The sequence below is a fragment of the Streptomyces sp. AHA2 genome (assembly GCF_036857595.1).
In the GTDB taxonomy this organism is placed as follows: Bacteria; Actinomycetota; Actinomycetes; order Streptomycetales; family Streptomycetaceae; genus Streptomyces.
Genome location: NZ_JAUQWJ010000001.1, coordinates 143,228 through 168,564 on the forward strand (window position 1 = coordinate 143,228; position 25,337 = coordinate 168,564).

Annotated in this window: 21 protein-coding genes; 6 read left to right on the forward strand and 15 right to left on the reverse strand. The window is 73.7% G+C overall.

The genetic code is table 11. The annotated features are described in order from the left end of the window. Positions 1-48: 48 nt before the first annotated feature. Positions 49-1,530, reverse strand: coding sequence for a non-reducing end alpha-L-arabinofuranosidase family hydrolase (locus tag Q5694_RS00700; protein ID WP_333929959.1), 1,482 nt, complete (start codon positions 1,528-1,530; stop codon positions 49-51). 331 nt (positions 1,531-1,861) lie between these two features. On the opposite strand from Q5694_RS00700, the gene Q5694_RS00705 reads away from it, so the two are divergent. Further along, a complete protein-coding gene (locus tag Q5694_RS00705; protein WP_333929960.1) occupies positions 1,862-3,292 on the forward strand; it encodes an endo-1,4-beta-xylanase in 1,431 nt (476 codons plus the stop codon). A gap of 74 nt (positions 3,293-3,366) precedes the next feature. Here Q5694_RS00705 and adh read toward each other — a convergent pair whose 3' ends face one another. The 4 genes from adh to Q5694_RS00725 all read right to left on the reverse strand — a co-directional run bounded on the left by adh (position 3,367) and on the right by Q5694_RS00725 (position 7,575). Next, positions 3,367-4,884 carry an aldehyde dehydrogenase gene (gene adh / locus Q5694_RS00710; protein WP_333929961.1) on the reverse strand — a complete coding sequence of 506 codons (1,518 nt, stop codon included), beginning with the start codon at positions 4,882-4,884 and terminating at the stop codon, positions 3,367-3,369. A 118-nt stretch (positions 4,885-5,002) separates the two neighbouring features. Next, on the reverse strand, positions 5,003-6,226 hold the full coding sequence (locus tag Q5694_RS00715; protein WP_333929962.1) for a GAF domain-containing protein: 1,224 nt from the start codon (positions 6,224-6,226) through the stop codon (positions 5,003-5,005). Positions 6,227-6,390: 164 nt separating this feature from the next. After that, positions 6,391-6,879 (reverse strand): hypothetical protein, encoded by a 489-nt coding sequence (locus tag Q5694_RS00720; RefSeq protein WP_333930541.1) that lies wholly within the window; start codon positions 6,877-6,879, stop codon positions 6,391-6,393. 315 nt (positions 6,880-7,194) lie between these two features. Next, positions 7,195-7,575, reverse strand: coding sequence for a DUF5997 family protein (locus Q5694_RS00725; protein WP_333929963.1), 381 nt, complete (start codon positions 7,573-7,575; stop codon positions 7,195-7,197). A gap of 112 nt (positions 7,576-7,687) precedes the next feature. On the opposite strand from Q5694_RS00725, the gene Q5694_RS00730 reads away from it, so the two are divergent. Further along, positions 7,688-8,536, forward strand: a complete 849-nt coding sequence (locus tag Q5694_RS00730; RefSeq protein ID WP_333929964.1) for a LysR family transcriptional regulator substrate-binding protein — start codon at positions 7,688-7,690, stop codon at positions 8,534-8,536. A 122-nt stretch (positions 8,537-8,658) separates the two neighbouring features. Here Q5694_RS00730 and Q5694_RS00735 read toward each other — a convergent pair whose 3' ends face one another. From Q5694_RS00735 to Q5694_RS00745, 3 genes are all read right to left on the reverse strand, one after another. Beyond that, complete coding sequence (locus tag Q5694_RS00735; protein ID WP_333929965.1) at positions 8,659-9,423, reverse strand: DUF4142 domain-containing protein; 765 nt, start codon at positions 9,421-9,423, stop codon at positions 8,659-8,661. Between the two features lie 100 nt (positions 9,424-9,523). Next, the gene (locus Q5694_RS00740) at positions 9,524-10,219 is read right to left on the reverse strand and encodes an HAD family hydrolase (protein ID WP_333929966.1); all 696 of its coding nucleotides are present in this window, start codon (positions 10,217-10,219) and stop codon (positions 9,524-9,526) included. Positions 10,220-10,260: 41 nt separating this feature from the next. Beyond that, positions 10,261-10,737, reverse strand: a complete 477-nt coding sequence (locus Q5694_RS00745) for an Lrp/AsnC family transcriptional regulator (protein ID WP_333929967.1) — start codon at positions 10,735-10,737, stop codon at positions 10,261-10,263. Positions 10,738-10,934: 197 nt separating this feature from the next. Here Q5694_RS00745 and Q5694_RS00750 point away from each other — a divergent pair, with 197 nt between their 5' ends. Together Q5694_RS00750 and Q5694_RS00755 are read left to right on the forward strand one after the other, a co-directional pair. Further along, the gene (locus tag Q5694_RS00750; protein ID WP_333929968.1) at positions 10,935-12,425 is read left to right on the forward strand and encodes an FUSC family protein; all 1,491 of its coding nucleotides are present in this window, start codon (positions 10,935-10,937) and stop codon (positions 12,423-12,425) included. Between the two features lie 92 nt (positions 12,426-12,517). Next, on the forward strand, positions 12,518-13,537 hold the full coding sequence (locus Q5694_RS00755; protein WP_333929969.1) for a lactonase family protein: 1,020 nt from the start codon (positions 12,518-12,520) through the stop codon (positions 13,535-13,537). A gap of 161 nt (positions 13,538-13,698) precedes the next feature. On the opposite strand, the gene Q5694_RS00760 is transcribed toward Q5694_RS00755, so the two are convergent. Together Q5694_RS00760 and Q5694_RS00765 are read right to left on the reverse strand one after the other, a co-directional pair. Beyond that, positions 13,699-14,622, reverse strand: a complete 924-nt coding sequence (locus tag Q5694_RS00760; protein WP_333929970.1) for a sirohydrochlorin chelatase — start codon at positions 14,620-14,622, stop codon at positions 13,699-13,701. 110 nt (positions 14,623-14,732) lie between these two features. Beyond that, entirely contained in the window at positions 14,733-15,716 is a 984-nt protein-coding gene (locus tag Q5694_RS00765) for an N-acetylglucosamine kinase (RefSeq protein WP_333929971.1), read from the reverse strand. Between the two features lie 151 nt (positions 15,717-15,867). Here Q5694_RS00765 and Q5694_RS00770 point away from each other — a divergent pair, with 151 nt between their 5' ends. Continuing rightward, a complete protein-coding gene (locus Q5694_RS00770; RefSeq protein WP_333929972.1) occupies positions 15,868-16,545 on the forward strand; it encodes a uracil-DNA glycosylase in 678 nt (225 codons plus the stop codon). Positions 16,546-16,596: 51 nt separating this feature from the next. Here the strand turns inward: Q5694_RS00770 and Q5694_RS00775 are convergent, their stop codons facing one another. The 3 genes from Q5694_RS00775 to Q5694_RS00785 form a co-directional block, all read right to left on the reverse strand. After that, entirely contained in the window at positions 16,597-17,754 is a 1,158-nt protein-coding gene (locus Q5694_RS00775; RefSeq protein WP_333929973.1) for a WD40/YVTN/BNR-like repeat-containing protein, read from the reverse strand. A 442-nt stretch (positions 17,755-18,196) separates the two neighbouring features. After that, positions 18,197-20,239, reverse strand: a complete 2,043-nt coding sequence (locus Q5694_RS00780; protein WP_333929974.1) for a HEAT repeat domain-containing protein — start codon at positions 20,237-20,239, stop codon at positions 18,197-18,199. 118 nt (positions 20,240-20,357) lie between these two features. After that, positions 20,358-22,022, reverse strand: coding sequence for an acyl-CoA dehydrogenase family protein (locus Q5694_RS00785; RefSeq protein WP_333929975.1), 1,665 nt, complete (start codon positions 22,020-22,022; stop codon positions 20,358-20,360). A 73-nt stretch (positions 22,023-22,095) separates the two neighbouring features. Here Q5694_RS00785 and Q5694_RS00790 point away from each other — a divergent pair, with 73 nt between their 5' ends. After that, the gene (locus tag Q5694_RS00790; protein ID WP_333929976.1) at positions 22,096-22,854 is read left to right on the forward strand and encodes a PaaX family transcriptional regulator C-terminal domain-containing protein; all 759 of its coding nucleotides are present in this window, start codon (positions 22,096-22,098) and stop codon (positions 22,852-22,854) included. 127 nt (positions 22,855-22,981) lie between these two features. On the opposite strand, the gene Q5694_RS00795 is transcribed toward Q5694_RS00790, so the two are convergent. Together Q5694_RS00795 and Q5694_RS00800 are read right to left on the reverse strand one after the other, a co-directional pair. Next, positions 22,982-23,770: a pectate lyase gene (locus Q5694_RS00795; RefSeq protein ID WP_333929977.1), complete on the reverse strand. Its 789-nt coding sequence runs from the start codon at positions 23,768-23,770 to the stop codon at positions 22,982-22,984. 370 nt (positions 23,771-24,140) lie between these two features. Beyond that, positions 24,141-25,220 (reverse strand): NADH:flavin oxidoreductase/NADH oxidase, encoded by a 1,080-nt coding sequence (locus Q5694_RS00800; protein WP_333929978.1) that lies wholly within the window; start codon positions 25,218-25,220, stop codon positions 24,141-24,143. Positions 25,221-25,337: the final 117 nt, after the last annotated feature.

Here is a 25,337-nt window from a genome sequence, read left to right on the forward strand (position 1 = left end):
GGCCCGCGGCGTCCGCGTGTCGGGGCGTGTCCGGTGCGTGCGGCCCCCTCAGCGAGCGGCCGCGGAACGCAGGGTCAGCAGACCCGGGCGGTAGGGCAGGAGGCCGTAGTCGCCGCCCGAGGCCGGGTTGCGGCCCTGGTAGAGCAGTTGCAGGTTGCAGGGATCGACGGTCATGGTCTGGTCGGCGCTGGTGCGGAGCAGTTCACCGTGGCTGATGTCGTTGGTCCAGGTGGCGCCGCTGTTGGCCTTGCCGGCGAAGGGGTTGGTCTCGGTCGCGGCCTGGGGCGTCCAGGAGCCGTTCAGGCTGGTGGCCGTGAACGAGCGGAAGTACCGGCCCTGCGAGCCGATCGCCTCGACGATCATGAGATAGCGGTTCTGCCCCTGCAGCTTGTAGACCTGGGGGGCCTCGAAGAGGTTGTTCGTCGTGTCGCTCATGACCACGGTCGAGGTCGAGCCGAAGCTGCCCGGGAAATTGCCGATGGGCATACTGGCGCGGTAGATCTTGCCGTTGTCGCCGGCGAAGAACAGGTACATGTTCGTGCCGTCACCGATCAGTGTCTGGTCGATGGGCCCCGTTTGGGAACCGGAGATGCTCCCGGAGAAGAGCACCTGCTCGGACGACCAGCCGTTCGGGTTGGTGGGGTCGTTCGACGTCCGGTAGGAGAAGGCGGTCCGGCCCCACTGGTAGGCCAGCACCCAGACGTTCTTCGGTGCGAAGTGGAAGAGCGTGGGTGCGACGGCCGAGTTCGCCATCGCGTTCTGGCCGGCCGAGGCCATCTCCGACCAGTTGCCGAACAGGCCGAAGTTCATCGAACCCCACCGCGTCCCCGTGTCGTGCGTGGTCGCGTAGACGAGCTGCCTGCCGTTGTAGGGCGCGACGGTGAAGTCCTTCAGTGAGACCCATCCCTGCCTGGGCTGCGCCAGCGCGCCCGTCGAGCTCCAGCGGTAGGCCGACGGGAGATCGCACGTGCCGGGTCCGCCGCCGGCACCGACCTTGACGAGCTGCCACTGCTGGTTGGCGCCGCCCCAGTCGTCGTACTGGACGACGTCGGCGTTGTCGGCGGTGGAACCGCCCTGCACTTCGAGGGCCTTGCCGCTGTGGCGCGAGACGAGCCGCACGTGGCCGTCCGAGCTGTCGGCCAGTCGCCACTGCTGGTTGGCGCCGTTCAGGTCGGTCCACTGCACGATCGAACCGCCGTTCGCGGTGGACCGGTTGTGGACATCCAGGACCTTGCCCGAGTGGCGGGACTTGATGCGGTAGTAGCCGCCTCCCGAATCGACGAACTGCCACTGCTGCTGGTTCTGGTCGTTCCTGGTCCACTGGGTGATGCGGGCGCCGTCCTCGGTCGCCAGGTTGTGGACGTCCAGGGCCTTGCCGCTGTTGCGGTTGATCAGCACGTAGGAGGCGCCGGGGTCGACGGTCGCCGCGCCGGCGGGCTGGGCGCCGAGAAAGGTGGCCACGAGAAGCAACGGCGTGAGTACGGCGAGCAGGCGTCCTGTTCGGACCGGTAAAGGATGGCGAAACCACATCGCAGGGCCTCCTCGGGGCGCTGTCGAAACTTTCGATCGATCTCCGAATGTGTGACGCCACAAGCTAGGAATCCGGGGTGCACCGGTCAAGACCTGACGCGGATGTGGCCGCAAACAGCCCCTGCTTACAGGGCTTCGAATGTTTCGGTCGAGAAAGAGAAAGTTTCCCTGTGCCCAGGTGTTGACGAGTCACCGTCAATCGCGCACTCTTCCCACCGAAGACCCGGCCGCAGTCCGAAATGCCGAACATGCGCGGCCGGGCAGTCCTCGCCGGGCGATGTCTTCCCCTGCGCATCCGACATCCCGTGATCTCTACCCTGGAGGCACAGCCATGGGCTTGTACGCCCTACCCGGACCCGCTGTCCGCCGGACGATCCGCCGCCTGCTGCTCGCGCTGGTGGTCGGCGTCCTCTGCGCGGTCGCCGCACTGGTCGCACCCCCGCCCGCGCACGCCGCCGAGAGCACGCTCGGTGCCGCGGCGGCGCAGAGCGGCCGCTACTTCGGCACCGCCATCGCCTCGGGCAAGCTGGGCGACTCCGCGTACACGTCGATCGCGTCGCGCGAGTTCAACTCGGTGACGGCCGAAAACGAGATGAAGATCGACGCCACCGAACCGCAGCGGGGCCAGTTCAACTTCACCGCCGCCGACCGCGTCTACAACTGGGCGGTGCAGAACGGCAAGCAGGTGCGCGGCCACACCCTGGCCTGGCACTCCCAGCAGCCCGGCTGGATGCAGAGCCTCAGCGGCAGCCAGCTGCGCCAGGCGATGATCAACCACATCAACGGGGTGATGGCCCACTACAAGGGCAAGATCGCCCAGTGGGACGTCGTGAACGAGGCCTTCGCCGACGGCAGTTCCGGAGCCCGGCGCGACTCCAACCTGCAGCGCACCGGCAACGACTGGATCGAGGTCGCCTTCCGCACCGCGCGCGCCGCGGACCCGGCCGCCAAGCTCTGCTACAACGACTACAACGTCGAGAACTGGACCTGGGCGAAGACCCAGGCCATGTACGCCATGGTCCGTGACTTCAAACAGCGCGGCGTGCCGATCGACTGCGTGGGCTTCCAGGCGCACTTCAACAGCGGCAGCCCCTACCACAGCAACTTCCGCACCACCCTGCAGAACTTCGCCGCCCTCGGCGTCGACGTGGCCGTGACCGAGCTCGACATCCAGGGCGCCCCCGCCTCGACCTACGCCGCCGTGACCAACGACTGCCTGGCCGTCCCGCGCTGCCTCGGCATCACCGTCTGGGGCGTGCGCGACACCGACTCGTGGCGAGCGGGTGACACGCCGCTGCTGTTCAACGGGGACGGCAGCAAGAAGCCCGCCTACACCGCCGTCCTCAACGCGCTCAACGGCGGCTCCACCACGCCCCCCACGGGCTCCGGGCAGATCAGGAGCGTCGCCTCGGGCCGCTGCCTGGACGTGCCCGGCACCAGCACCACCGACGGCACCCAGCTCCAGCTGTGGGACTGCCACAGCGGCACCAACCAGCAGTGGACCCACACCGACACCGGAGAACTCAGGGTCTACGGCAACAAGTGCCTGGACGCCGCCGGCACCGGCAACGGCGCCAAGGTCCAGATCTACGGCTGCTGGGGCGGCGACAACCAGAAATGGCGCCTGAACTCCGACGGAACCATCGTCGGCGTCCAGTCCGGCCTCTGCCTCGACGCCGCCTCGGCCGGTACGGCCAACGGCACCCTGATCCAGCTGTACACCTGCTCCAACGGCGGCAACCAACGCTGGACCCGCACGTGACGGACCCCGTCCCAGGGCCGCCCGGCGCGCAACGTGCCGCCGGGCGGCCCGACGTCCGGGCTCTAGAAGAAGCTCTAGAAGAAGCCCAGCTTCTTCGGCGAGTACGACACCAGGAGATTCTTCGTCTGCTGGTAGTGGTCCAGCATCATCTTGTGCGTCTCGCGCCCGATGCCCGACTTCTTGTAACCGCCGAACGCCGCGTGCGCCGGGTACGCGTGGTAGCAGTTGGTCCACACGCGGCCCGCCTTGATCCCGCGGCCCAGGCGGTAGGCGGTGTTGCCGTCGCGGGTCCAGACGCCGGCGCCCAGACCGTACAGGGTGTCGTTGGCGATCTCGAGGGCCTCGTCGACCGAGTCGTAGGTCGTGACCGACACGACCGGGCCGAAGATCTCCTCCTGGAAGACGCGCATGTCGTTGGTGCCGCGCAAGACGGTCGGCTCGACGTAGTAGCCGCCCTCCAGGCCCGGCACGGTCCGGGGGTTGCCGCCGGTGACGACCTCGGCGCCCTCCTTCCTGCCGATGTCCAGGTAGGAGAGGATCTTCTCGTACTGGTCGTTGCTCGCCTGCGCCCCGATCATGGTGGCCGGGTCCAGCGGGTCGCCGCCGACGACGGCCTCGGTGCGGGCGACGCAGCGGGCCATGAAGTCGTCGTAGATCGACGAGGGGATCAGCGCACGGGACGGGCAGGTGCAGACCTCGCCCTGGTTGAGGGCGAACATCACGAAGCCCTCGATCGCCTTGTCCAGGAAGTCGTCGTCGGCGGCCATGACGTCGGGCAGGAAGATGTTCGGGCTCTTGCCGCCCAGTTCCAGCGTCACCGGGACGATGTTCTCGCTGGCGTACTGCATGATCAGGCGGCCGGTCGTGGTCTCCCCGGTGAACGCCACCTTCGCCACCCGGGGACTGGAGGCCAGCGGCTTGCCCGCCTCGGCGCCGAAGCCGTTGACGACGTTGAGCACGCCCCGCGGGAGCAGGTCGGCGATCAGGTCGACGACGTAGAGGAGGCTCACCGGCGTCTGCTCGGCCGGTTTGATGACGACGCAGTTCCCGGCGGCCAGCGCGGGCGCCAGCTTCCAGGCGGCCATGAGGACGGGGAAGTTCCAGGGGATGATCTGCCCGACCACGCCCAGCGGTTCGTGGAAGTGGTAGGCGACCGTGTCGGCGTCGATCTCCGCGATGCTGCCCTCCTGGGCGCGGACGACCCCGGCGAAGTACCGGAAGTGGTCGACGGCCAGGGGGATGTCGGCGGCCAGGGTCTCACGGACCGGCTTGCCGTTCTCCCAGGTCTCCGCGACGGCGACCCTCTCCAGGTTCTCCTCGATGCGGTCCGCGATCCGGTTGAGCAGCCTCGCGCGCTCCGCGGTGGAGGTGCGGCCCCACGCGTCGGCCGCCCGGTGCGCCGCGTCCAGGGCGAGGTCGACGTCGGCCGCGGTGGAGCGGGCGACCTCGCAGAACACCTCGCCGGTCACGGGAGTCGGGTTCTCGAAGTAGCGGCCCTCGACGGGGGCTGTCCAGTCGCCGTCGATGAAGTTGTCGTAGCGGCGGGCGAAGGTGACGATGCTGCCGTCCGTTCCGGGCTGCGCGTACACCATGGCGGCTCTCCTCGGTGAAGGACTGGCGACGGCCCCGTGCCGTCGTGACGCCGTTCACTGTGCTCCCGGGAGGTTGGCGCAAGGTTGGTGCGCCGGACACCGGTTGCCGGAGGGACCGTCAGTCGCGCAGGGCCGCCGTCAGCCGGCCCGCAGCGATCGCGCGCCGGGTGTCCCGCGGCCCGAGCAGCCCGAGCGCGTGCTCGTGGACCTCCGTGTCGTACGGGGCCCGTTCGCCGTAGCGCAGGGCGTGCTCCGGGCGGGTGCTCGCCAGCACGGCCTCGCGCACGGCCACCTCCAGGCGGGTGCGCCACTCCTCGATGCCGGGAGCCTCCGAGCGGGGCAGGAGCGGACCGCCGTAACGACGCAGCGCGGCGTCGGTGTCACCGTCCTCCAGCGCGCGCAGCACCTCGACGGCGTCACAGGCGACGGGGACCGTCAGGGCGTAGCGCCGGGCGGACACGCCTCCGCCGAGAGCCCGGCGCAGATGGGAGATCTCCGCCTTGAAGGTGGAGGACGTGACCGGCCGGTCCCCGTAGAGAGCGGCGCGCAGCCGTTCGGCCGAGAAGCCGTCCGGCTCCAGCGCGAGCAGGGCGAGGATCTCCAACTGACGTGGGCGCAGGGCGAGTCGGCGCCCTCCCTGGACGGCGCGTGCGGCACCCAGACAGCTGATCCGCAACCGGCCCGGCCGGTGCGGCTCGGTCGTCAGTCGGGCCTCGACGGTGGACGCCAGGGTCCGTACGGTCGACATCGCCAGCGGGTGCGAGCGGTCCCAGGTGGTGGACAGGTCGAGCACGCCGAGGACCCGGCCGTCGGGAGCGCGCACGGGCGCGCAGTAGCAGACCCAGCCGTGCAGGGCGGACACCAGGTGCTCGGCGGAGAAGACGGAACTGGGGCGGCCCGTGCGCAGCGCGAGGGACAGGGCGTTGGTGCCCATCGCCTGTTCGTCCCAGCGACCGCCCGGGGCGAAGTTGACCCGCTCGGCCCGCCGTCGCATGGTCGGGCCGCCGCAGGTCCACAGGATGGTGCCGGACTCGTCGGTGACGGCCGTGACGAACCCGGCGTCCTCCGCGATGCTGCGCAACTCCCCGGCGAGGCCGGTGACCGGCCCGTACAGCGGTGAGGACGTCCACCGCCGGTGCACCGCCCCGCCCTCGGCGAGCGGGGCGCTGTCCCGGCCCGGGTCGACACTGCTCAGGGAACGCGCCCAGGACTCCGTCACCTCGTGCCGCAGGGCCGCGCTGCCGCCAGGCCGCGCGCCCGGGACGCTCAGCCGCGGCACCCAGCGTGACCACTCGTGCTCCAGCACACTCCTGCGCTGTCGGAGGTCAGGGCGCTGTGACATGGCCTCTCCCTGCCGTCGTACCGTCGTCCCGGCGTCAGGTCAGTGTTACCGGATGCGACCGTCCCGGTCGAGCAGTCCGGCGGGGCGAACAGCCCACGGTCCGGCCGCCTTCCCGCCCGGGCGCGGGCATCACGTCCCGCTCGCACGCCCGGCTCACCGGCGCCTCACCAGCCGTCCCTCACCACCGGCTCCGCGCTGACCGGAGCCAGCACGGCGAGGGTGCGGGTGGCCTCCCGCAGGGCCGCCTCGAGGGTGCCGGGCGGGTGCAGCGCCCCGGAACCGTCCGGCGGGACGAGCCACTCCAGCCGCCCGGCGGGCCGGTACGGCGGGGGCACGGCGATCCAGGAACCCCGCCCCACGTGCCGGACCCCGTCACCGACCCATTCGCTGACCGGGTCGGGCGGCAGGAAGAACCCCACCCTGCGCGCGGCGGAGTCGACCAGCGTCGGGCCGGGCAGACTCAGCGGGTCGCGCCACAGGATGTCCAGCGCGAGCAGTCCCAGCCGGTCGGGAACACTGAGCACGTCCCAGTACCGCCCGGCCTCCACGAGCATCGTGCCCGCGCCGTGGTCCCACTCCCGCTTGCACGCCTGGGGGTCCGTGGCGGCCGCGGCGAGCCACTCGACGGCTTGTTTCCACATGACGCTCCGCATGCTCACCCCGGGCACAGTCGGCGGCGCCGCGTCCGCGGGCACGCGGGACACGGACCGGGAGGTGGGCGGCGTCCGCGTCCCGCCCGGCGTAGCCATGCTGGTAGATATTTCTACGGCCCGGAAGGGGTGGCGCGGCCTGGCGTTCGGGCCGGTCGGGCCGGCGGTCGAAAGCGGACGGCCGAGGGGGCTATCCGTAAGGCACCGGTCAACTCCGTGCGCCCGCGACCACCTCGCGCCCGGCGGCTCACCGGTCCGGACCTCACTGCGACGGCCCCGGCCGGGGGACCGGTCGGGGCCGTACGGGAACGGGCCGGGTCAGCCGCGCTCGGCGTTCTTCTTCTTGATGCGGGCCGCCTCCTTGCGGACCTCCACCTGGGTCGCGCGCTCCCGCTGGAGCCACTCGGGGTTCTCCTGCTTCAGCGCCTCGATCTGGTCGGTCGTGAGCGGCTCGGTGACGCCGCCGCGGGCGAGGCCCGCGATGGAGACGCCCAGCCTGGCGGCCACGACCGGGCGGGGGTGCGGCCCGGTGCGCCGCAGCTCCCGCAGCCACTGCGGCGGGTTCGCCTGAAGCTCGTTCAGCTCGGCGCGTGAGACCACACCCTGCCGGAACTCGGCGGGGGTGGCCTCGAGGTACACACCCAGCTTCTTCGCCGCGGTGGCGGGCTTCATCGTCTGGGTGCTCTGGTGCGACGTCATGCCGTCCAGCGTATCGACCGTGCGGCGCGCCTTCGACCACGGCCACCGCGCGGGGCCGGCCGGCAACGTTCCGCCCGTCACGGCCGCTGACCTGGGCCGGTAACCTGGCCGGGTGACAGACTCGGCAGCATCCCCCTCGTTCCGGCTGGCCTACGTCCCCGGGGTGATGCCCGACAAGTGGGTGCGCGTGTGGAGCGAGCGGCACCCCGGCGTCCCGCTGGCACTCACGCAGCTACCCGCGCCGGACGCGGCCGGGCGACTGCGCGAGGGCGACGCCGACGCGGGCCTCGTCCGGCTGCCCGTGGACCGCGCGGTCTTCAGCGCCATCCCTCTCTACACCGAGCAGACGGTCGTCGTCGTGCCCAAGGACCACCTGGTCACGGCCGTCGACGAGGTCGCGCCGGAGGACCTGTCCGACGACATCGTGCTCCACCCCCTCGACGACGTCCTCGACTGGGAGCACGGCCTGCCCGGACGGCCCGCCCTCGAACGGCCCGCCACCACGGCCGACGCGATCGAGCTGGTCGCGGCCGGCATCGGCGTCCTGGTCGTCCCGCTGTCGCTGGCCCGTCTCCACCACCGCAAGGACCTCACCCACCGCCCCCTGAAGGACGCGCCCGCCTCGCGCGTCGCCCTGGCCTGGCCCGAGGCCGCGAAGACGGACCTGATCGAGGACTTCATCGGCATCGTCCGCGGCCGGACGGTCAACAGCACGCGGGGACGTACGCAGCCCCCGGCCCAGGACACGTCCCGGCGCACGGACCAGGGCGCGGCGCGGCGGAAGCCGGCGGCGGCCGGACGGCCGGGCGCCGACCGCCGCGGGAGCGGCACCGGCGGCACCGCGAAGAGCGGCACCGCGAAGGGCGGCGGGGGTGCGCGGAAGGCCGGCGGAGGCACGGGCAAGGGCGGCGGGGCCGCAGGCAAGGGCGGCAGGCGCGGCAAGCCCCGTCGGCGCTCCTGACGCGGGAGGGGCGGACGGCGCCCCGCGGCGACGGCCGGCCCGGCTGCGTCCCGCCCCGGACCGGGACGCAGCCCGGGCCGATGACCGCGCTTCGGCCCGGCCCCGGGTTCCGCCGCTTTTGATCAGCCCGTCGTGGGAGACGGCTGCGGCTGCGCGAAGGACGGGTTGGGGGCGACCGTCTGGAAGTCCTTCAGGTTCTCGGGGACCGGCAGCACCCGGACCGGCGCACCCGCCTGCGGCGGCGGAGGCGTCGTCTGGTCCTGCGGCAGCTTCGCCGGGGCGGTGATCTGGAAGGCCACCTGCTCGTGATTGACCAGGCCGGTCTTCTCCAGGATCGTGATGTGGTCGAGCACGGTGTCGTTGGTCTGGTCGGCGAGTTCCCGCACGAGGCTGTTCCGGGTGGTCGCCCGGATCTTGGCGATCGTCGGGAAGATGCTCCCGTGCGCGACGCGCATGATCGTCACCGCCGTGGAGTCGAACTCCTTGCCGGAGGCGCTCTCCGCCGTCGCCACGAACTGCTGCTGCTGCGGGGACGGTTCGTTCGGCAGCGTGATGCCCAGGTCCGTGCCGAGCTTGCGGCACGACGCGTCGAGCCGGCCGTGTCCCACCAGCAGGTGCTTGGCGACCTCCTTCATCGCCGGCGTCGTGCCCTTCTCCATCGCCATCTGCCCCAGCGGGTACTCCCACAGCCCGGCCGCACGCACGCGGACCACGAAGTCGCGGTCCGCCTCGGTCAGCGGGCCCCACTGGGTGTTCGCGATGATGCGGTCCTGGCCGGAAGCCGTGTTCTGCACGCCCAGCATGCTGGGATAGGCGAGCGCGGTGAGCGTGAGGATCATCGCACCGCCCACGAACGCGGTTCCTGCCGTGCTGCGCGAGATGCGCATCGTGCCTCCTGGAGATGAACGGCCCAACAGCAGGAGGTACGGACGGCGGAGGCGAAACAATCACCTCCGCCGCAAAAAAGTTCCAACGCCCGCACGGTCCTCAGGAAGAGGCTGCCGTATCCACGAGCCAGTCGTACGCGGTGCGTGCCCTGAAGTCCTTCTGCCCGCCCCGCAGGAGGAGGCCGGCGGTGGCGAACTCCGGGGCATCCGCCTGCGCCGGGACGTACGGCACGGCGATGCAGCGCATGCCGGCCGCGTGCGCGGCGGCGGCGCCCGGCGCCGCGTCCTCCAGGACGACGCAGTCGGCCGGGGACGCACCGAGGCGGCGGGCCGCCTCCAGGAAGACGTCGGGTGCCGGCTTGCCGTGCGCGACCTCGTCGGCGGAGACCACGGTGCGCAGGTGCGCGTCGAGCCCGGTGCCGGCCAGCACCGCCGCGATCGCCTCCGGCGAGGAGCCGGAGGCCACGGCCATCGGCACGTCCTCGGCGGCCAGGAGTTCCACGAAGGCGCGCATCTGCGGGTAGGCGCGGGTGGCCCCGCGGGCCAGTTCCAGGTAGCGCCGGTTCTTCGCGGCGAGCAGCTCCTCCACCGTGGCCGGCAGGGCGTACCGGTCCTTCCAGTCCGCGACCGTCTCCTGCGTGCTGATGCCGACGTACCGCTCGTGGTCCGCCCAGGTGAAGTCCGGCACGCCGTGGGCGGCGAGGGTCTGCCGGCCGGCCTCGTAGTAGTTCGGCTCGCTGTCCACCAGCGTTCCGTCGAGATCGAAGATGACCGAAGTGCCGCGGAGCCTGCTCATGCCGCCATGCTCTCAGAGGTCGTTCGGGAGGTTCGGAGAGGTCATCCGCGGGCCGACCGCCCGATCGACTCGACCAGCGGCAGCAGCCGGTGCGCGACGCGTTCGCGCAGGGCGACCTCCGTGCGGGTGCGCACGACACCGGGCATGCTGATCAGCTTCTGGACGACGTCCTCCAGGTGCGCGTTGTCCCGCGCCACGACCCGCGCCAGCAGATCCCCGCCGCCCGTGATCGAGAACGCCTCGACGATCTCCGGCACGGCCGCCAGCGCGTCCCCCACCTCGTCCAGGTGCCCCTGGGTGACCTCCACGTGCACGAACGCCAGTACCGGATGCCCGAGCGCCGCGGGGGAGAGGGCCGGCGCGGTGCCGGTGATCACACCGGTCCGCTCCAGCCGGTCGAGCCGCGCCTGGAGCGTGCCCCGGGCGACCCCCAGGATCCGGGCGTACTCGCGCACGCTGGTGCGCGGCTGCTCCAGCAGCAGCCGCAGGATGCGGGTGTCGAGCTCGTCCACGGGCATCGCACGTCCTCCTCGTCCGATGGCTCTGCCGTGGCTGCTTCCGTGCCGCCCCGGCTGTGCCAATGGCCCAGTGTAGAAGCGGCGAGTTGAGCCACTGGCGATCGGGATGCTCATATAGGTGAGTCGATGGCGCTGCGGACCCCGTGGCGCCATTTTCATGCTCGCGCGACACGCGGTGACGAAGGGGGCGGTAAGCGGTGCTGAAGAGGGTGTTCACGGCTCCGGATCCGGGGCGGACGCGGTTGCGGTTCGCCGCGCGCGCGGTGCTCGGCATCGCGCTGGCGGTCGCCCTGTGCGGCCTCGCCGGGCACTCCCTCACGGGCGCCGTCACCGGTGGCCTCGCCGCGCTGCTCGCCCTGTTCACCGTCACCGACGCCACCGTCCGCGGCCAGGCCGCCACCACCGCGCTGCTGCCCGCCGTCGGCCTGCCCGTCCTCACGGCGGCGGCCGTGCTCCACGCGTACCCGGTCGCCCGGGACCTCACCTTCCTGGCCGTGGTGGGCGCGGGCGTGTACGCGCGCCGGTGGGGCCCTCGCGGCCACAGCCTCGGCGTCTTCGCCTTCATGAACTTCTTCGTGGCGCAGTTCCTGCACGCCACGACCGGCCAGTTGCCCGAGCTGTACGCCGCCGTCCTGCTGTCCGTCCTGGCCGCCGCCGCGGTGCGCTTCGGCCTGTGGTGCTACGAGCGCCGCCTGCCCCTGCCCGTGCCGCCCGCCCCGCCGGGCGGCACCGGGCTGGCCCGCGTCACCACGCGCCAGGCGGTCCAGGCGACCGCGGGCGCCGGCTTCGCCCTGATCGTGGGGCAGCTGGTGTCCGGTCAGCGCTGGTACTGGGCCGTCGGCGCCACCTGGTGGATCTTCGTCAACACCACCTCGCGCGGCGAGACCCTGGTCCGCGGCTTCCGGCGGCTGCTCGGCACGGTCATCGGCATCGGCCTCGGCCTGCTGGTCGCCGTGCCCGTCCACGGGGACCCGGTCGCCACCGCCCTGCTCGCCGCCGTCTGCGTCTTCGGCATCTTCTACACGGCGGCCGTCTCCTACACCTGGATGATGCTCTGGGTGACGCTGCTCGCCGGGCTGCTGTACGGCCTCCTCGGCGTGCTCGGCCCCGGCCTGCTCGCCCTGCGGCTCGCCGAGACGGGGGTCGGGGCGCTGGGCGCGGTCCTGGCCGTGATCCTCGTCCTGCCGGTCACCACCCACAGCGTCACCGACGCCTGGATCCGGCGGGCCCTGGCGTGCGTGCACGCCTGCGCCGCCGAGACGGCCCGCCGCCTGGCCGGCGTGCCGGAGGCCGACCCCGCCCCGCGGGTGGCGGAACTGGAGCAGCTCCTGGCCCGGGTGCGGCTCTCGGTCGCCCCGCTGGTGCACCCGCTCAACCCGATGCTCGGCCGCAAGCGCCGGGCCCGGCATGTGCTGGACCTCCTCGACGACTGCGCCCGGGAGATCCGCGGCCTGGTCGCCGTCGCCGCGGACCCGGAGGCCTCCCACGACGCCCGCCTGGCCGCGGCCTGCCGGCGTGTGGAGAACGCGGTCGAGGCCCTCACCGAGGGCCGGGACATCGCCCTCGACGCGGACGGGCCGTCCGTCGCGGAGCCCGCGCTGGCCCATCTGCACGGGCTGGAGCGGGCTCTCGCCGAACTCGCCCGGCCCCTGCGCACCCCCTCGGGCTCCCCGCTGGTCGGGGCCTGACCCCTCGCCGGGCACCCTTGACCCGTTGGTCTAGACCGCGCATGATCGGCTGCGCGGTCCTACCGGACGGCTCGGGACGAGAGGGGACAGCGGTGACGGACGGCAGGCGGGCGTACATCGGGACGTTCACGACGGCCGGTGGTCCCGGCATCGTCACCGCGGACGTCGACCCCCACAGCGGCGCACCGACCGTCCTGAGCAGTCTCGACGACGTCCCCGACCCCTCTTACCTGGCCCTCTCGCCGGACGGCGGCACCCTGTACGCCGTCAGCGAGACCTCCGAGGGCGCGGTGGCGGCGTACCGGCTGGGCGGGGACAGGCCGCAGCAGGCCGGGCCTGCCGTCCGGGTCGGCGGCGGGCCGACGCACCTCGGCCTGTTCGCCGGGCACGTCCTCACCGCCGACTACGGCTCCGGAAGCGTCACCGCCGTCCCCCTGCGCCCCGACGGCGCCCTCGCCGGGAACGCGTCCGGCGTGCTCCGGCACACCGGCTCCGGCCCCCGCCCGGACCGCCAGCGGGAACCGCACGCCCACCAGGTGCAGTCCGACCCGAGCGGACGCTGGGCCGTCAGCGTCGACCTGGGCACCGACTCGGTGCGGGTGTGCACCCTGGCCGACGGCTCCCCGGTCCTGCACCGGGAGATCGCCCTCGCGCCCGGCTCAGGACCCCGGCACCTGGCCTTCCACCCGGACGGCACGCGCGCCTACGTCGTCCACGAGCTCAGCCCGACCGTCACCGCCTGCCGCTGGGACGCGGACGGGGGAGCGCTCACCCCCCTCACGGCTGTCGGGGTCCTGCCCGGCGCACCGGCGGGCGACGCCTACCCGTCGGGCGTCGCCGTGTCGTCCGACGGCCGCTTCGTGTGGACCGCCACCCGCGGCGAGGACGTCCTGTCCGTCCTCGCCGTCGAGGAGGAGGGCCTGCGGCTGGTCACCACGGTCGACTGCGGGGGGCACTGGCCGCGCGCCCTCACCGCCCACGGCCGTCACCTGTACGTCGCCAACGAGCGCTCCGGCGACGTCACCTGGTTCACGGTGGACCCGGACACGGGCGTCCCGCAGCGCGCCGGCTCCGTCGAGGTCCCGGCGGCCTCCTGCGTGATCATCGGCTGACCGGCCGCGCCGACGGCGAGGCTCCGCACGCACGGAAGGCCCGCACCTTCACCGAAGGCCCGCACCTGTGGCGAAGGCCCGCACCAGGACGAAGTCCGCCGCAACGGCGAGGCCCGCTCCGGATCGGAGCGGGCCTTCGGCATGCCGTCCTGCGGCGCGTGTCAGCGCGCCGGGGTGCTCTGCGCCGGCTGCGGCGTGATGCCGAGCGCCGTCGTGTACTTGGCGAGGGCCAGCTTCCCGATCGCCGGGTAGGCGCCCAGCGACTCCGCGGCGGAGCACCCCGCCTCCTTCGCGGCCTCCTGGACCAGCCCCGGCTCGATCTCCGGGCCGATCAGGTAGGGCGCGAGGGCCAGCTGCTGGGAGCCGGAGGAACGCAGCTGCTCGGCCACGGACGCGATGGAACCCTCCTGGTCCAGGGCCGCCGCCATCACCGGCACCGCCAGGCGGGCGGCGAGCAGCATGCCGGTGATCCCGGCCGCCTGCACCGCCTCGTCACCGCCCACGGACGCCAGGACGATGCCGTCGGCGGCGGTCGCCACCGTGAACAGCCGGGCCCGGTCGGCACGCGCCAGACCGGCCTCCGACAGCCGCACGTGCAGCGCCTCGGCGAGCAGCGGGTGGGGGCCGAGCACGTCCGTCAGCTCGGCGGCGATACGGCTCTCCATGACGGCCTGACGGACCCGGCGCAGCAGCGCGCTGTCCGGACCGGCGAGCAGCGGCACGACGACGGCGACCGGCCCGTCCGGCTCCCGCACGTCCAGACCCGCGGCGCGTGCCTGCTCGAAGCGGGCGGTGCGCTCCTCGGCGGCGTACGTGAGCACCGACTGCAGCGTCGGGAACTCCTCGTTGTCCCCGTCCAGGTACCCGATGCGGGCGTCCAGGCCGGGCAGCTCGGAGCGCGCGATGCTCACGACCTCCTCGGCGAGCCCACGCGTGGCGCTGCTGGGCGTGCCCGGGACCGCGAGGACGAGCGCGGGCGCGCCCTCGGGAGCCACCAGCGGCTCGGGGCGGCGGTGCCGTCCGGGCTGGCGGGGGCGCGGCATTCGTACTGGCAGGCCGGACGCGGGCCCAGTGGGGGAACTCATGGCGTCGCATGTTACTGGCTTCCTGGGCTCCCCTGTTCGGGGAGGGTGCAGGTGAGCGGTATCCGTCCCGTTTTGTCGGATGAGTTGCGTACGGTTCGGGTGTGATGGGGTCAATCGCCCGTCAGGGTGGTGACGCTGAGCATGGTCCCGTCACCCGGCAGGGCCAGGGAACCGGTGCTCAACTCGCTTGCCAGCCGCACCGCGCCGTGCAGGGGGTCTCCCTCCGCGGGCACCCGGCGCGCCCGCGGCAACCGCCGCGCCAGCTCCTCGTCGAGCGGTCCGAGGAGTGCCTCGCCCAGTTTGAACAGTCCGCCGGTGGCGGCCACGCACGGCTCCCCGCCCGGCGGGCACACGGCCGCCGCGGAGTCGGCCATGTGGCGGGCCGCCGCGCGCAGGATGCCCGCCGCGACCGGGTCCTCGTCCGCGCAGCCCGCCACCCGGGGCGCGAAGGACGCGAGGACGGCGGGCCGGTCGGGACGCGGGTACAGCGCGCCGGGCAGCCCCGGCGCGGGCCCGAAGACCTCCTCGGCGCAGGCCAGCAACCGGGTCGAACCGCCCTCCCGGCCGTCGTGGGCGCGCAGCGCGGCCTCCAGCCCGGCCCGTCCGATCCATGCCCCGCCCCCGCAGTCGCCCAGCAGGTGCCCCCAGCCGTCCGCCCGGCGCCAGCCGGTCAGATCCGTACCGACCGCGATCAGGCCGGTGCCACCGGCGACGACGGCACCCGGACGGGCACCGAGGGCCCCCGCGTACGCCGTCACCGCGTCGGCGGCCAGCGCCACCCGCCGCACGCCCAGCTCCCGCGCCAGAGCGCCCGGCAACCGAGCGCGCAGCGCCTCGCCCAGGGTGGCCAGCCCGGCGGCGCCCACGACGGCGGCGGTCAGCCGGAGTGGACCGGCCTCCGTCGTCGACGCGCGCACGAGGGGGAGGAGTTGCTCCATGAAGTGCTCGGGGTCGATGCCCCCGGCGCCGGTGCGGACGGGCTCGGCGGAAGCCCTCCGGACCAGTGGTCCGCGCTCGGCGGTCCCCACCACCACCCGGAGGCCGGACCCGCCGGAGTCCACGGCGAGGAACGCGCGGTCCACGGGATGCGACACGGCCCCTCCTTCACGGCGGTCCGGCCGCGCCTTCCGCTCGGTCCGGGTCCACGGTCTCGACGGGGAGGAAGACTAGCGGCGCGACCGCGGACGTGGGCGACGACCCGAGGCCGGCGCCCGTGCCCCGTGTCTGCCAGTAGAGTGACGCGTCGTGGCACCACGACCGTTGCACGAACTCGTCGAAGCGGGCTGGGCGAAGGCCCTGGAACCCGCGGCCGAACGCATCGCCGCCATGGGGGACTTCCTCCGCGCCGAGATAGCGGCGGGCCGGACCTACCTGCCGGCCGGCGCCAACGTCCTGCGCGCCTTCCAGCAACCCTTCGACGACGTCCGCGTCCTGATCGTCGGCCAGGATCCCTACCCCACACCGGGGATGGCCATCGGCCTGAGCTTCGCCGTGGCGCCCGAGGTGCGTTCGCTGCCGGGGAGCCTGGAGAACATCTTCCGTGAGATGCACTCCGACCTCGGCCTGCCCCGTCCGTCCAACGGCGACCTGACTCCGTGGACCCGGCAGGGCGTCCTGCTGCTCAACCGCGCCCTCACCACCGCACCGCGCAAACCGGGCGCGCACCGCGGCAAGGGCTGGGAGGAGGTCACCGAGCAGGCGATCCGGGCGCTGGCCGCGCGCGGGAAGCCGCTGGTGTCGATCCTGTGGGGCCGCGACGCCCGTAACCTGCGGCCCCTGCTGGGCGAACTCCCGGCGATCGAGTCGGCCCACCCCTCACCGATGTCCGCGGACCGCGGCTTCTTCGGCTCGCGCCCGTTCAGCCGGGCCAACGACCTGCTGGTGAAGCTGGGTGGCCAGCCGGTCGACTGGCGGCTGCCGTAGCCTGCGGGACCGCCCGCGGCCCTTTCCGGACCGGGGCGGTCCGTCCTCGGCTCAGCCGACGACCGCGGCGCGCACGCACAGCACGTCCGGCAGGTGCGCGGCCAACTGCTGCCAGCTGTCGCCGTCGTCCGCCGAGGCGAACACCTCGCCGTTGCGGTTGCCGAAGTAGACGCCCGCAGGGTCGGCGTCGTCCGTGCACATCGCGTCCCGCAGCACCGTGCCGTAGTGGTCGTCCCGGGGCAGGCCCGCCGACAGCGGTTCCCAGCTCTTGCCCGCGTCCGCCGTCCGGTAGACCCGGCAGCGACGGTCCGCGGGGACCCGGTCGGCGTCGGCGTTGATCGGGAAGACGTACGCGGTGTCGCCCCGGTGCGGGTGGGCCGCCGCCGCGAAGCCGAACGTAGACGGCAGGCCCTCGCCGATGTCCGTCCAGTGCGCGCCGGCGTCGTCGCTGCGGTACACACCCCAGTGGTTCTGCAGGTACAGGCGGTCCGGGTCCGCCGCGTCCCGCGTGACCTTGTGCACGCACTGGCCGAACTCCGGGTTCGGGTCGGGCAGGAACACCGCCGACACACCGGAGTTGGAGGGCGTCCAGCTCGCGCCGCCGTCCAGGGTGCGGAACACCCCGGCGGTCGACACCGCCACCGTCACCGCTCCCGGGTCGCGGGCGTCGGTGAGCACGGTGTGCAGCCCCTCACCGCCCCCGCCCGGCACCCACTTCGAGCGCGTCGGGTGCTCCCACAGCGGCCGCACGAGGCCGAAGGTCTCGCCGCGGTCCTCCGAGCGGTACAGCGCGGCCGGCTCCGTGCCCGCGTACACCACGTCGGGTTCGGCCGCCGCCGGGTGCAACTGCCACACCCGCTCCAGGGACGCGCCGGTGTCCTTGGGGAACTTGACGGCCGGCCGGGCCGGTTCGGTCCAGGTCCGGCCGAGGTCGTCGGAGTGGAACACGGACGGGCCCCAGTGCGCGCTGTCGCCCCCCGCCAGCAGCCGCGGGGACGCGGTGCGGGTGTCGATGGCGACCGAGTACACGGCCTGCGCGTTGAAGTAGGGACTCTCGTCGAACTCCCAGGCCCCGCCGCCCCTGCGGCGCCCGATGAACAGGCCTTTGCGCGTGCCCACGGCGAGCAGTACCTCGGTCATGCCGATCACCTCCGCGGCGTCACCGTCGACGCCTTCTCCTGCGACATCGGCCAGTCTGCACCCCACCACTGACAGTCACCTCCGGACCGGGTTGCGGCGCAGGTCAGCGGGGTGTCGCGGCCCGGGACGCACCGGCCCGGACCGCACGGTCCCCGGCGTCGCACGGCACTGGGAACCGGTCGTTGCACCCGGTGGACGCCCAGCACCGCCGGGGCCTTCGGATCGCGCCGGGAACGCCGGCCGGCGCGCCCCGTCGGCGTGTGGACGGACCTGCCGGGCCGCCAGGTGTCCCGGCCGCTGACCGCGTCCCGGGCGCGCCTCCGCGCGGTGCCGACGGGTGGGACGGCGGGAGTCCGCGCCGCGACCGTCCGCTGCCCCTCGGCGGCGCGTCGGGCCGCCGCCTGGAGCGCCGCCGTTTCGCTTCCGGGACGCCCGGTGGTCCCGCGTCGGCCCGATGCGGGGCCGCACGACGGCGGGGGACGGCCGGTGACGCGCCTCGCCCCCTCCCGGCTCAGCCCCCGCCCCCCAGCGCCTCCCTGCACGACCGCAGCAGCGCCAGGTCCTCGTGGAGGACGTGGCTGCCCGGAAGGTCGGCTCTGTGCCGTCGCGAGGAGGAGAGTTCCGCGCGCAGGAGGTCGTGCAGGGGCGCGCCCCGGGGCCCCAGCGCGGCGGTACACCCCGCGATCACCGGCCGCGTGTGCGGATGGCCGGCCCAGACGGCCCGCAGGACGGGCAGCACCGGGTCCGGTTCACCGGTGCTCCGCCACAGCGCGCACGCCGCCGCCGCACGGTCCGACGGATCACCGGAGCCGGCCATCCGGCGCAGCACCGGCAGGGCCGGGCGGGCCGCCGGACCGAGCCGGGCGAGGACGGCCGCCGCGCGGCGCCGCCGGTCCCTGCCCGGCCCCGCCACCTCCCGCATCAGCGTCGGCACCACCGCGTCCGCGTCGCCCGTGACCGACCACAGCGCCTCGGCGGCGGCGACCGCGGAGCTGGTCCCCAGCAACGTCCTGAGGTCCGGTGCCGCCTCGTGCGCCGCGTCACCGAAGGCACCCAGGACGCGGACCGCCGCGTCCGTCACGGCGTCACGGCCGCGCGTCCGTTCCGGCATGCCGCGCAGCAGCCGCAGCACCGACGGCAGGGACGCGACGTCGCCCAAGGCCCCGAGCGCGGACAGGAGGGGGACGGCCTGCTCGTGGGGGCAGGACCCGTCGAGCGGCACGCGGGCGAGTCGTCGGCGCAGGGCCGGAGCCAGAGGCACGGCCGCCCGGCCCAGGTGGGGGACCACCCGGCCGAGATCGTGGGGCACCACCGGGCCGGCCAGCACCTCCGCCAGCAACGGCGCGGCCCGTACGTCCCCGGCACCGGCCAGGGCCTTGAGCGCACCGCCCAGGGCGGGGGCGCCCCGCTCGCCGTGCCGTACGCGGAACTCGGGGCGGGACGTCACCAGGGCGTGGAGACGGTCGGCGGCGGGCGCGGCGAGGGCGTGGAATCCGGCCAGGGCGGTCACCGCGGCGTCGTGCAACCGCTCCTCGCGAGCGCCGAGTTGGGCGCCGATGAGGGCGACCGGCCGCTCATGGCCGTCGCGCCACTCCCGGACGAACCCGGCCGCCATCCACACCCCGTTGCACCGGTCGAGGGGATCCGGGCTGGTCAACTGGCCGCACAGCAGCTCGACCCGGTCGGCCACGCGGCACCCGAGCGCGGAGTGCAGGGTGCGCAGCAGCCGGGAACCCTCCTCGTCGGAGGGGCGCAGCCGCCGCAGCCGTCCGGCGAGGGTCTCGGGGGCGGGACCGCCGCAGGCGTGTCCGGTCGCGGCCCGCCGAGCGGATCTCTCCCTGAGCAGCCCGACGGCGACCGGGACCAGGCCGGTGGGCAGCCGCTGGGGGGCGCACCCGGCGAGCTGACCGAGTGCCGCGAGCCGGAGGGCCGGACCGTACGGAGGCCCGCTCAGCGCCTCCAGCAGACTCACGGCCTCGGCGGCGTGGCCGGCGCCCCGGCGTGACCGGTGCCGACGGGAGGGCCGGGCCGCCGCCGTGTGCCGGCGGACGAACAGGCCGAGGGCCTCCACCAGGGACGTCAGGACCCGGTCGTCCCGTTCCACGAGGATGCGCTCCCGCAGCAGCGGCAGTACCCGGGCCGGCCCGAGGAACCGCACGAGCGCCCCCGGCACCACGCGGCGCACCCCGCTGTCGGCGTCCCCGGCGAGCCGTACGAACACCTCGGCACGCGCGCGCAGCGCGGCCCGGGCCCGCGCGGCGCGTTCGTCGCCGTCACCGCCGAGGTCGTCGATGCCGATGAGGAGCTCGACCACCCCCGCCCGGTCGGGCACCTCCTCGCGGACGGCGAGCGAGAGGAGGAGCGGGACGCAGGCGAGCACGGCGTCGTGCCCCTCCCCCCGGTGGTGAACCGCTCCGTACATCCCGTCGAGCGCGGTCTCCCGCTCGGCGGGGTCGGCGGAGGCCAGTCCCCGCAGCAGCTCCAGCACGTCGTGCGCACTGCCGTCCGCGTGCCGCAGCGAGGCCCGGCCCGCCTCGTCGATCCCCCTGAACACGGTGTCCTCCCCCAGGCGAAGTGCCCCACTGACGGGGAGTCTGCACCACGGCACCGACAACGAAGGGGGACCGGGGTGTGACTGTGCGCGATCTGTGTGCTGGTTGGCCGACTGTGGGTCAGTCCCCGGGCAGCGCCCGCGCCACGACCGCGTCCAGGGCCGCCCCCTCGGGCAGCGTCCCGAAGGCGTGCCCCCAGTCGCCGCCGAGCCGGGTCGTGCAGAAGGCGTCGGCGACGGCGGGCGGGGCGTGCCGCACCAGCAGGCAGGCCTGGAGGGCCAGGGCCATCTCCTCCACGAGTCGGCGTGCCGTCGTCTGCGTCGCCTCCGGCAGCCGCTGCTTCAGCCGTGCCACGGCCGCGTCCAGCCGCGCGTCCGCCCCGTGCGCGAGGGCGAGTTCGCCGAACAGGGCGTCCGCCGTGCCCGGTTCACGGCTCAGCGCCCGCAGCACGTCGAGTGCGTTGACGTTCCCGGAGCCCTCCCAGATGGACAGCAGGGGAGCCTCGCGGTAGTGCCGGGGCATGCCCGAGTCCTCGACGTAGCCGTTGCCGCCGAGGCACTCCAGGGCCTCCGCCGTGAAGGCCGGACCGCGCTTGGTCACCCAGTACTTGCCCACGGCGGTGGCGATCCGGCGGAACGCGCTCTCGCCCGGGTCCCCGCGCACGGCCCGGTCGGCCGCCCCGGCCAGCCGCAGCGTCAGCGCCGTCGCGGCCTCGGACTCCAGCGCGAGGTCGGCCAGCACGTTGCGCATCAGTGGCTGGTCCACCAGCCGTGCGCCGAAGGCGCTGCGGTGCCGTGTGTGGTGCCCCGCCTCCACGAGGGACTTGCGCATCAGCGCGGCCGACATCGTCACGCAGTCCAGACGGGTGCAGTTGACCATCTCGATGATCGTCCTGACGCCCTGTCCCTCGGGGCCGACCAGCCAGGCGACCGTGCCGTCGAACTCGGGCTCCGAGGAGGCGTTGGACCGGTTGCCCAGCTTGTCCTTCAGGCGCTGGATGCGGAACGTGTTGCGCGTGCCGTCCGGCAGTACCCGCGGCACCAGGAAGCACGACAGCCCGCCCGGGGCCTGGGCCAGCACCAGGAACACGTCGCACATCGGCGCCGAGGTGAACCACTTGTGCCCGCGCAGGGTGTACACCCCGGGCTCGGCCGTGGGTGTGGCCGCCGTGGTGTTCGCGCGCACGTCGGAGCCGCCCTGCTTCTCGGTCATCCCCATACCGGCGAGCAGCCCTCGTTTCTCGGCGGGCTCGCGCAGGGCGGGGTCGTACTCGCGGCTGGTCAGCAGCGGCTCGTAGAGCTCGGCCAGCTCCGGCCGGCGGCGCAGGACGGGGACGGCCGCGTAGGTCATCGAGGTCGGGCAGCCGTGCCCGGCCTCCGTGTGACCCCAGACCAGGCCGCCGGCCGTCCGGGCGACGTGGGCGCCGGGCCGGTCGTCCGCCCAGGGTGCCCCGGCGAGCCCTTCGGCGACGGCCGTGCGCATCAGGTGGTGCCAGCTCGGGTGGAACTCGACCTCGTCCACCCGGTGGCCGTACCGGTCGTGGGTGCGCAGTTCCGGCTCGTGCCGGTTGGCCAGATCGGCCCACTCCTGCGCCTGGACGCTGCCGGCCTGCCGGCCGAGCCGCCGCAGGTCCGCCTCGGCCCACCCGGCGCCCTCCCGCCGCAGCCCCTCCAGCAGGGCCGTGTCGTCCGAGGCGTCGTACGGGGCGAGGGGCGGGGCCTGGTTGGTGACGTCGTGCGTGGCGGGTGAGCCGTACGCCCGCTGTTCCTCGGATGTCGAGACCATGCCCGAGTGTTGCACTTCTGGTGCGACCGCAGCAACGATGCAACGGCGAGGGTGCCGCGTACAGTACGTGACCATGCCCAGGAACGTGCCCGCGCCGGCCGGCGCGCTCGATCTGCGCCCCCTGTCCGCGCGGTCGGTCGTACTGAGCGTGCTGCTCGGAACGCACCCTCCCGAGCTGGCGGCGAGGGAGCTGGTGCTGCTCGTCGAGGGGTTCGGCGTCGGCGGCTCGACCCTGCGCGCCGCGCTCAGCCGGATGGTGGCCGCCGGCGATCTGCGCCGCACGGACGCCGGTTACCGCCTCAGCGACCGGCTCCTGGACCGTCAGCGCCGTCAGGACGACGCCGTGCGGCCGCGCACGCGCGCGTGGGACGGTGACTGGGAGATGGCCGTCGTCACCGCGACCGGCCGGGGACCGGCCGAACGCGCCGCGTTGAGGGCCCGGCTGACCGGCCTCCGGCTGGCCGAGCTGCGCGAGGGCGTCTGGCTCAGGCCCGCCAATCTCACCCGGGACCTCCCCGCGGACCTGGGGGAGGTGATCCAGCGCTACACCTCCCGGCCCGACCGGCCCGCGCGCGAGCTCGCCGCGTCCCTGTGGCCGCTGGACGCCTGGTCCGGCACGGCCCGGGAGCTCCTCGCCCACATCGCCGGGGCGGACCGGCCCGCGGACCGCCTCACCGCCTTCGCGGCGGTCGTCCGGCATCTGCTCGCCGACCCCGTGCTGCCCCCCGAACTGCTCCCCGCCGGCTGGCCCGGAGGTGAACTGCGCGCCGCCTACGCCGCCTATCGGCTGGAGTTGACCGGGGAGGTGCGCGCACGCGTGCACGGCACCTGAAGGGCGCGCGCGTCAGTGCACGAGGCGGGTGGCGTGATCCGGACGACCTGACGGGGACGGCCGTGCGCAGCGCCCGCCGGGACGCTCCGCACGGCCGCCGCCACCGTGGGGGGAGGACCTCCCCGGACTACCGGTAGGTGATGTCCGAGGCCGAGTACAGGCAGTTCTTGCTGTCCGGACCGGACCCGACCGCCGTGTTGTTGTTGTACTTCTGGCAGGGGACGACCTTGCGGGCGGAGTCGTTGCGGATCGTGATGCCGCGCAGGGTCGCCACGTCGTTGCGGTTGACGTTGATGCCGACGAGCCGTGCGGTGGACCCCGTGCCGGTCACGTCGACGGTGTCGAGGTTCACCTTGCGGGTGTACTGCGTGGAGCAGTCGCCGCAGGAGCGGTAGAGCGTCTTGAACTCCTGCACCGCGAAGTCGGAGATGTTGACCGTGCCTCCGCCGTTGTGCTGGAAGACCTTGTCCGCGGCCTTCTTCGCGCCGCCGCCGATCACGTGGTACGTGGCACCGGTCCCGCCGCGGAAGGTGGCGGCGTCCTCGCCGACGTCCTCCCACCAGACGTTCTGCAGCGTGCAACTGCCCTCGCAGTGGATGCCGTCGGCGGCCGGGGCGCCCAGGATGACGTTCTTCAGCACCGCGCCGTCCGCGAGCCGGAAGACGGGGTCCTGGCCCTCCTCCTGGCCGTCACCGGCCAGGTCGCCGGTGCCGTAGAACCGCTTCATCCCGTAGTCCTTGGTGCCGGAGACCGAGATGGTGGCGGAGGTGCCCTGGCTGCCGTTCGGAGTGGGCCAGGTGGCGGCGCTCGCCGTCGGGGCGTTGGTAATCATGATCATGCCAACCGAAAGGCCCAGGGTGGCCAGTGTGCCGGTCAGTGCACGCCTGCGGGCGCGCGGTCGGGTCGCGGAAGTCATGTCCCGATTCCTCCTGTCGTGGGGGCGGATCAGATTCGGGTGCGTCAAGTACATGAACGACGGTCATCCCCTCGTCCGTTGCGGGCTGCGCGTGGGTCCCGGTTGCCGTCCGTCCCGGCCTCAGGGTGCAGTTCCTGGGCCCGGGCAGGCTGGGCGCGCGCCCCGCTGGGGTGCTCCCGGGGTCAACCCGCTGAACGGAACGTAGACGGTAAGCGCTTTCTGGTCAACGCCTCTCGCAGAACACATCCAGCCGGTTGCGACCCGGATCCGCGAAGGGGAGAACGCTGTCGGGCGAAAAGACGAACCGGCCGCGCTCGCGCCCCGGAGGGACGGCGTACGCGGCCGGTCGGCGGCAGGCGGGGGTGGGGGATCAGACGGAGCGGTGGTACTGGTCCGGCACCCTCACCTCGCCGCCGAGCTCCCGCGCCGCGTGCCGCGCCCAGGACGGGTTGCGCAGCAGCTCGCGGCCCAGCAGGACGGCGTCCGCCTCGCCGTTGGCCAGGATCTTCTCCGCCTGCTCCACGTCGGTGATCAGACCGACCGCGGCGACCGGAAGGCCCGACTCGTTGCGCACCCGGGCGGCGAAGGGCACCTGGTAGCCGGGGCCGGTGGGGATGTGCACACCGGAGGCGTTGCCGCCGGTGGAGACGTCCAGCAGGTCCACGCCGTGGGCGCGCAGCTCGGCGGCGAAGCGGACGGTGTCGTCCGCCGTCCAGCCCCCCTCGTCGAGCCAGTCGGTCGCCGAGATGCGGAAGAACAGCGGCTTGTCGTCCGGCCACACCGCGCGCACGGCGTCGACCACCTCGAGCGCGAAGCGGGTGCGGTTCTCCCAGGAGCCGCCGTAGGCGTCGGTGCGGTGGTTGGAGTGCGGCGAGAGGAACTCGTTGATCAGGTAGCCGTGGGCCCCGTGGATCTCGGCGATCTCGAAGCCGGCGGCCAGCGCGCGGCGGGCCGCGGCCGCGAACTGCTCGACGACGTCGCCGATCTGCCCGGCCGTCAGCTCGGCCGGGACCGGGTGCCGCTCGTCGAAGGCCAGCGCGCTCGGGGCGACGGAGCCCCAGCCGTGGGCCTCCGGGCCGACCGGGGCGCCGCCCTTCCAGGGCCGCTCCGTCGACGCCTTGCGGCCCGCGTGGGCCAGCTGGACCGCCGGGACGGTGCCCTGCTCCCTGAGGAAGCGGGTGATCCGGCGGAAGGCCTCCACCTGCCTGTCGTTCCAGATGCCCAGGTCGTAGGGGGAGATGCGGCCCTCGGGGGACACGGCGGTGGCCTCGACGACGATCAGGCCCGTGCCGCCGGTCGCGCGGGCGGCGTAGTGGGCGAAGTGCCAGTCGGTCGGGGCGCCGGCCTCCGGGCCCTCCGGTGCGGCCGAGTACTGGCACATCGGGGGCATCCACACGCGGTTCGGGATCGTCACATCGCGCAGGGTGAAGGGCTCGAAGAGCGCGGTCACGGCACACTCCATTCGTCGTCACGGGGCAGGGGCCTGCTCGTACGATAGACATCGTAGTACGGCGAGTGTCAAACTACGATGGTTCTCGTACCATGGGAACTCTCCGAGGAAGTGAGG

Excerpts from the sequence above, each read along its gene's own strand:
- Q5694_RS00700 (WP_333929959.1), bottom strand. The coding sequence starts at position 1,530 with ATGTGGTTTCGCCATCCTTTACCGGTCCGAACAGGACGCCTGCTCGCC.
- Q5694_RS00705 (WP_333929960.1), top strand. The coding sequence starts at position 1,862 with ATGGGCTTGTACGCCCTACCCGGACCCGCTGTCCGCCGGACGATCCGC.
- adh (WP_333929961.1), bottom strand. The coding sequence starts at position 4,884 with ATGGTGTACGCGCAGCCCGGAACGGACGGCAGCATCGTCACCTTCGCC.
- Q5694_RS00715 (WP_333929962.1), bottom strand. The coding sequence starts at position 6,226 with ATGTCACAGCGCCCTGACCTCCGACAGCGCAGGAGTGTGCTGGAGCAC.
- Q5694_RS00720 (WP_333930541.1), bottom strand. The coding sequence starts at position 6,879 with ATGCGGAGCGTCATGTGGAAACAAGCCGTCGAGTGGCTCGCCGCGGCC.
- Q5694_RS00725 (WP_333929963.1), bottom strand. The coding sequence starts at position 7,575 with ATGACGTCGCACCAGAGCACCCAGACGATGAAGCCCGCCACCGCGGCG.
- Q5694_RS00735 (WP_333929965.1), bottom strand. The coding sequence starts at position 9,423 with ATGCGCATCTCGCGCAGCACGGCAGGAACCGCGTTCGTGGGCGGTGCG.
- Q5694_RS00740 (WP_333929966.1), bottom strand. The coding sequence starts at position 10,219 with ATGAGCAGGCTCCGCGGCACTTCGGTCATCTTCGATCTCGACGGAACG.
- Q5694_RS00745 (WP_333929967.1), bottom strand. The coding sequence starts at position 10,737 with ATGCCCGTGGACGAGCTCGACACCCGCATCCTGCGGCTGCTGCTGGAG.
- Q5694_RS00760 (WP_333929970.1), bottom strand. The coding sequence starts at position 14,622 with ATGAGTTCCCCCACTGGGCCCGCGTCCGGCCTGCCAGTACGAATGCCG.
- Q5694_RS00785 (WP_333929975.1), bottom strand. The coding sequence starts at position 22,022 with ATGGTCTCGACATCCGAGGAACAGCGGGCGTACGGCTCACCCGCCACG.
- Q5694_RS00790 (WP_333929976.1), top strand. The coding sequence starts at position 22,096 with ATGCCCAGGAACGTGCCCGCGCCGGCCGGCGCGCTCGATCTGCGCCCC.
- Q5694_RS00795 (WP_333929977.1), bottom strand. The coding sequence starts at position 23,770 with ATGACTTCCGCGACCCGACCGCGCGCCCGCAGGCGTGCACTGACCGGC.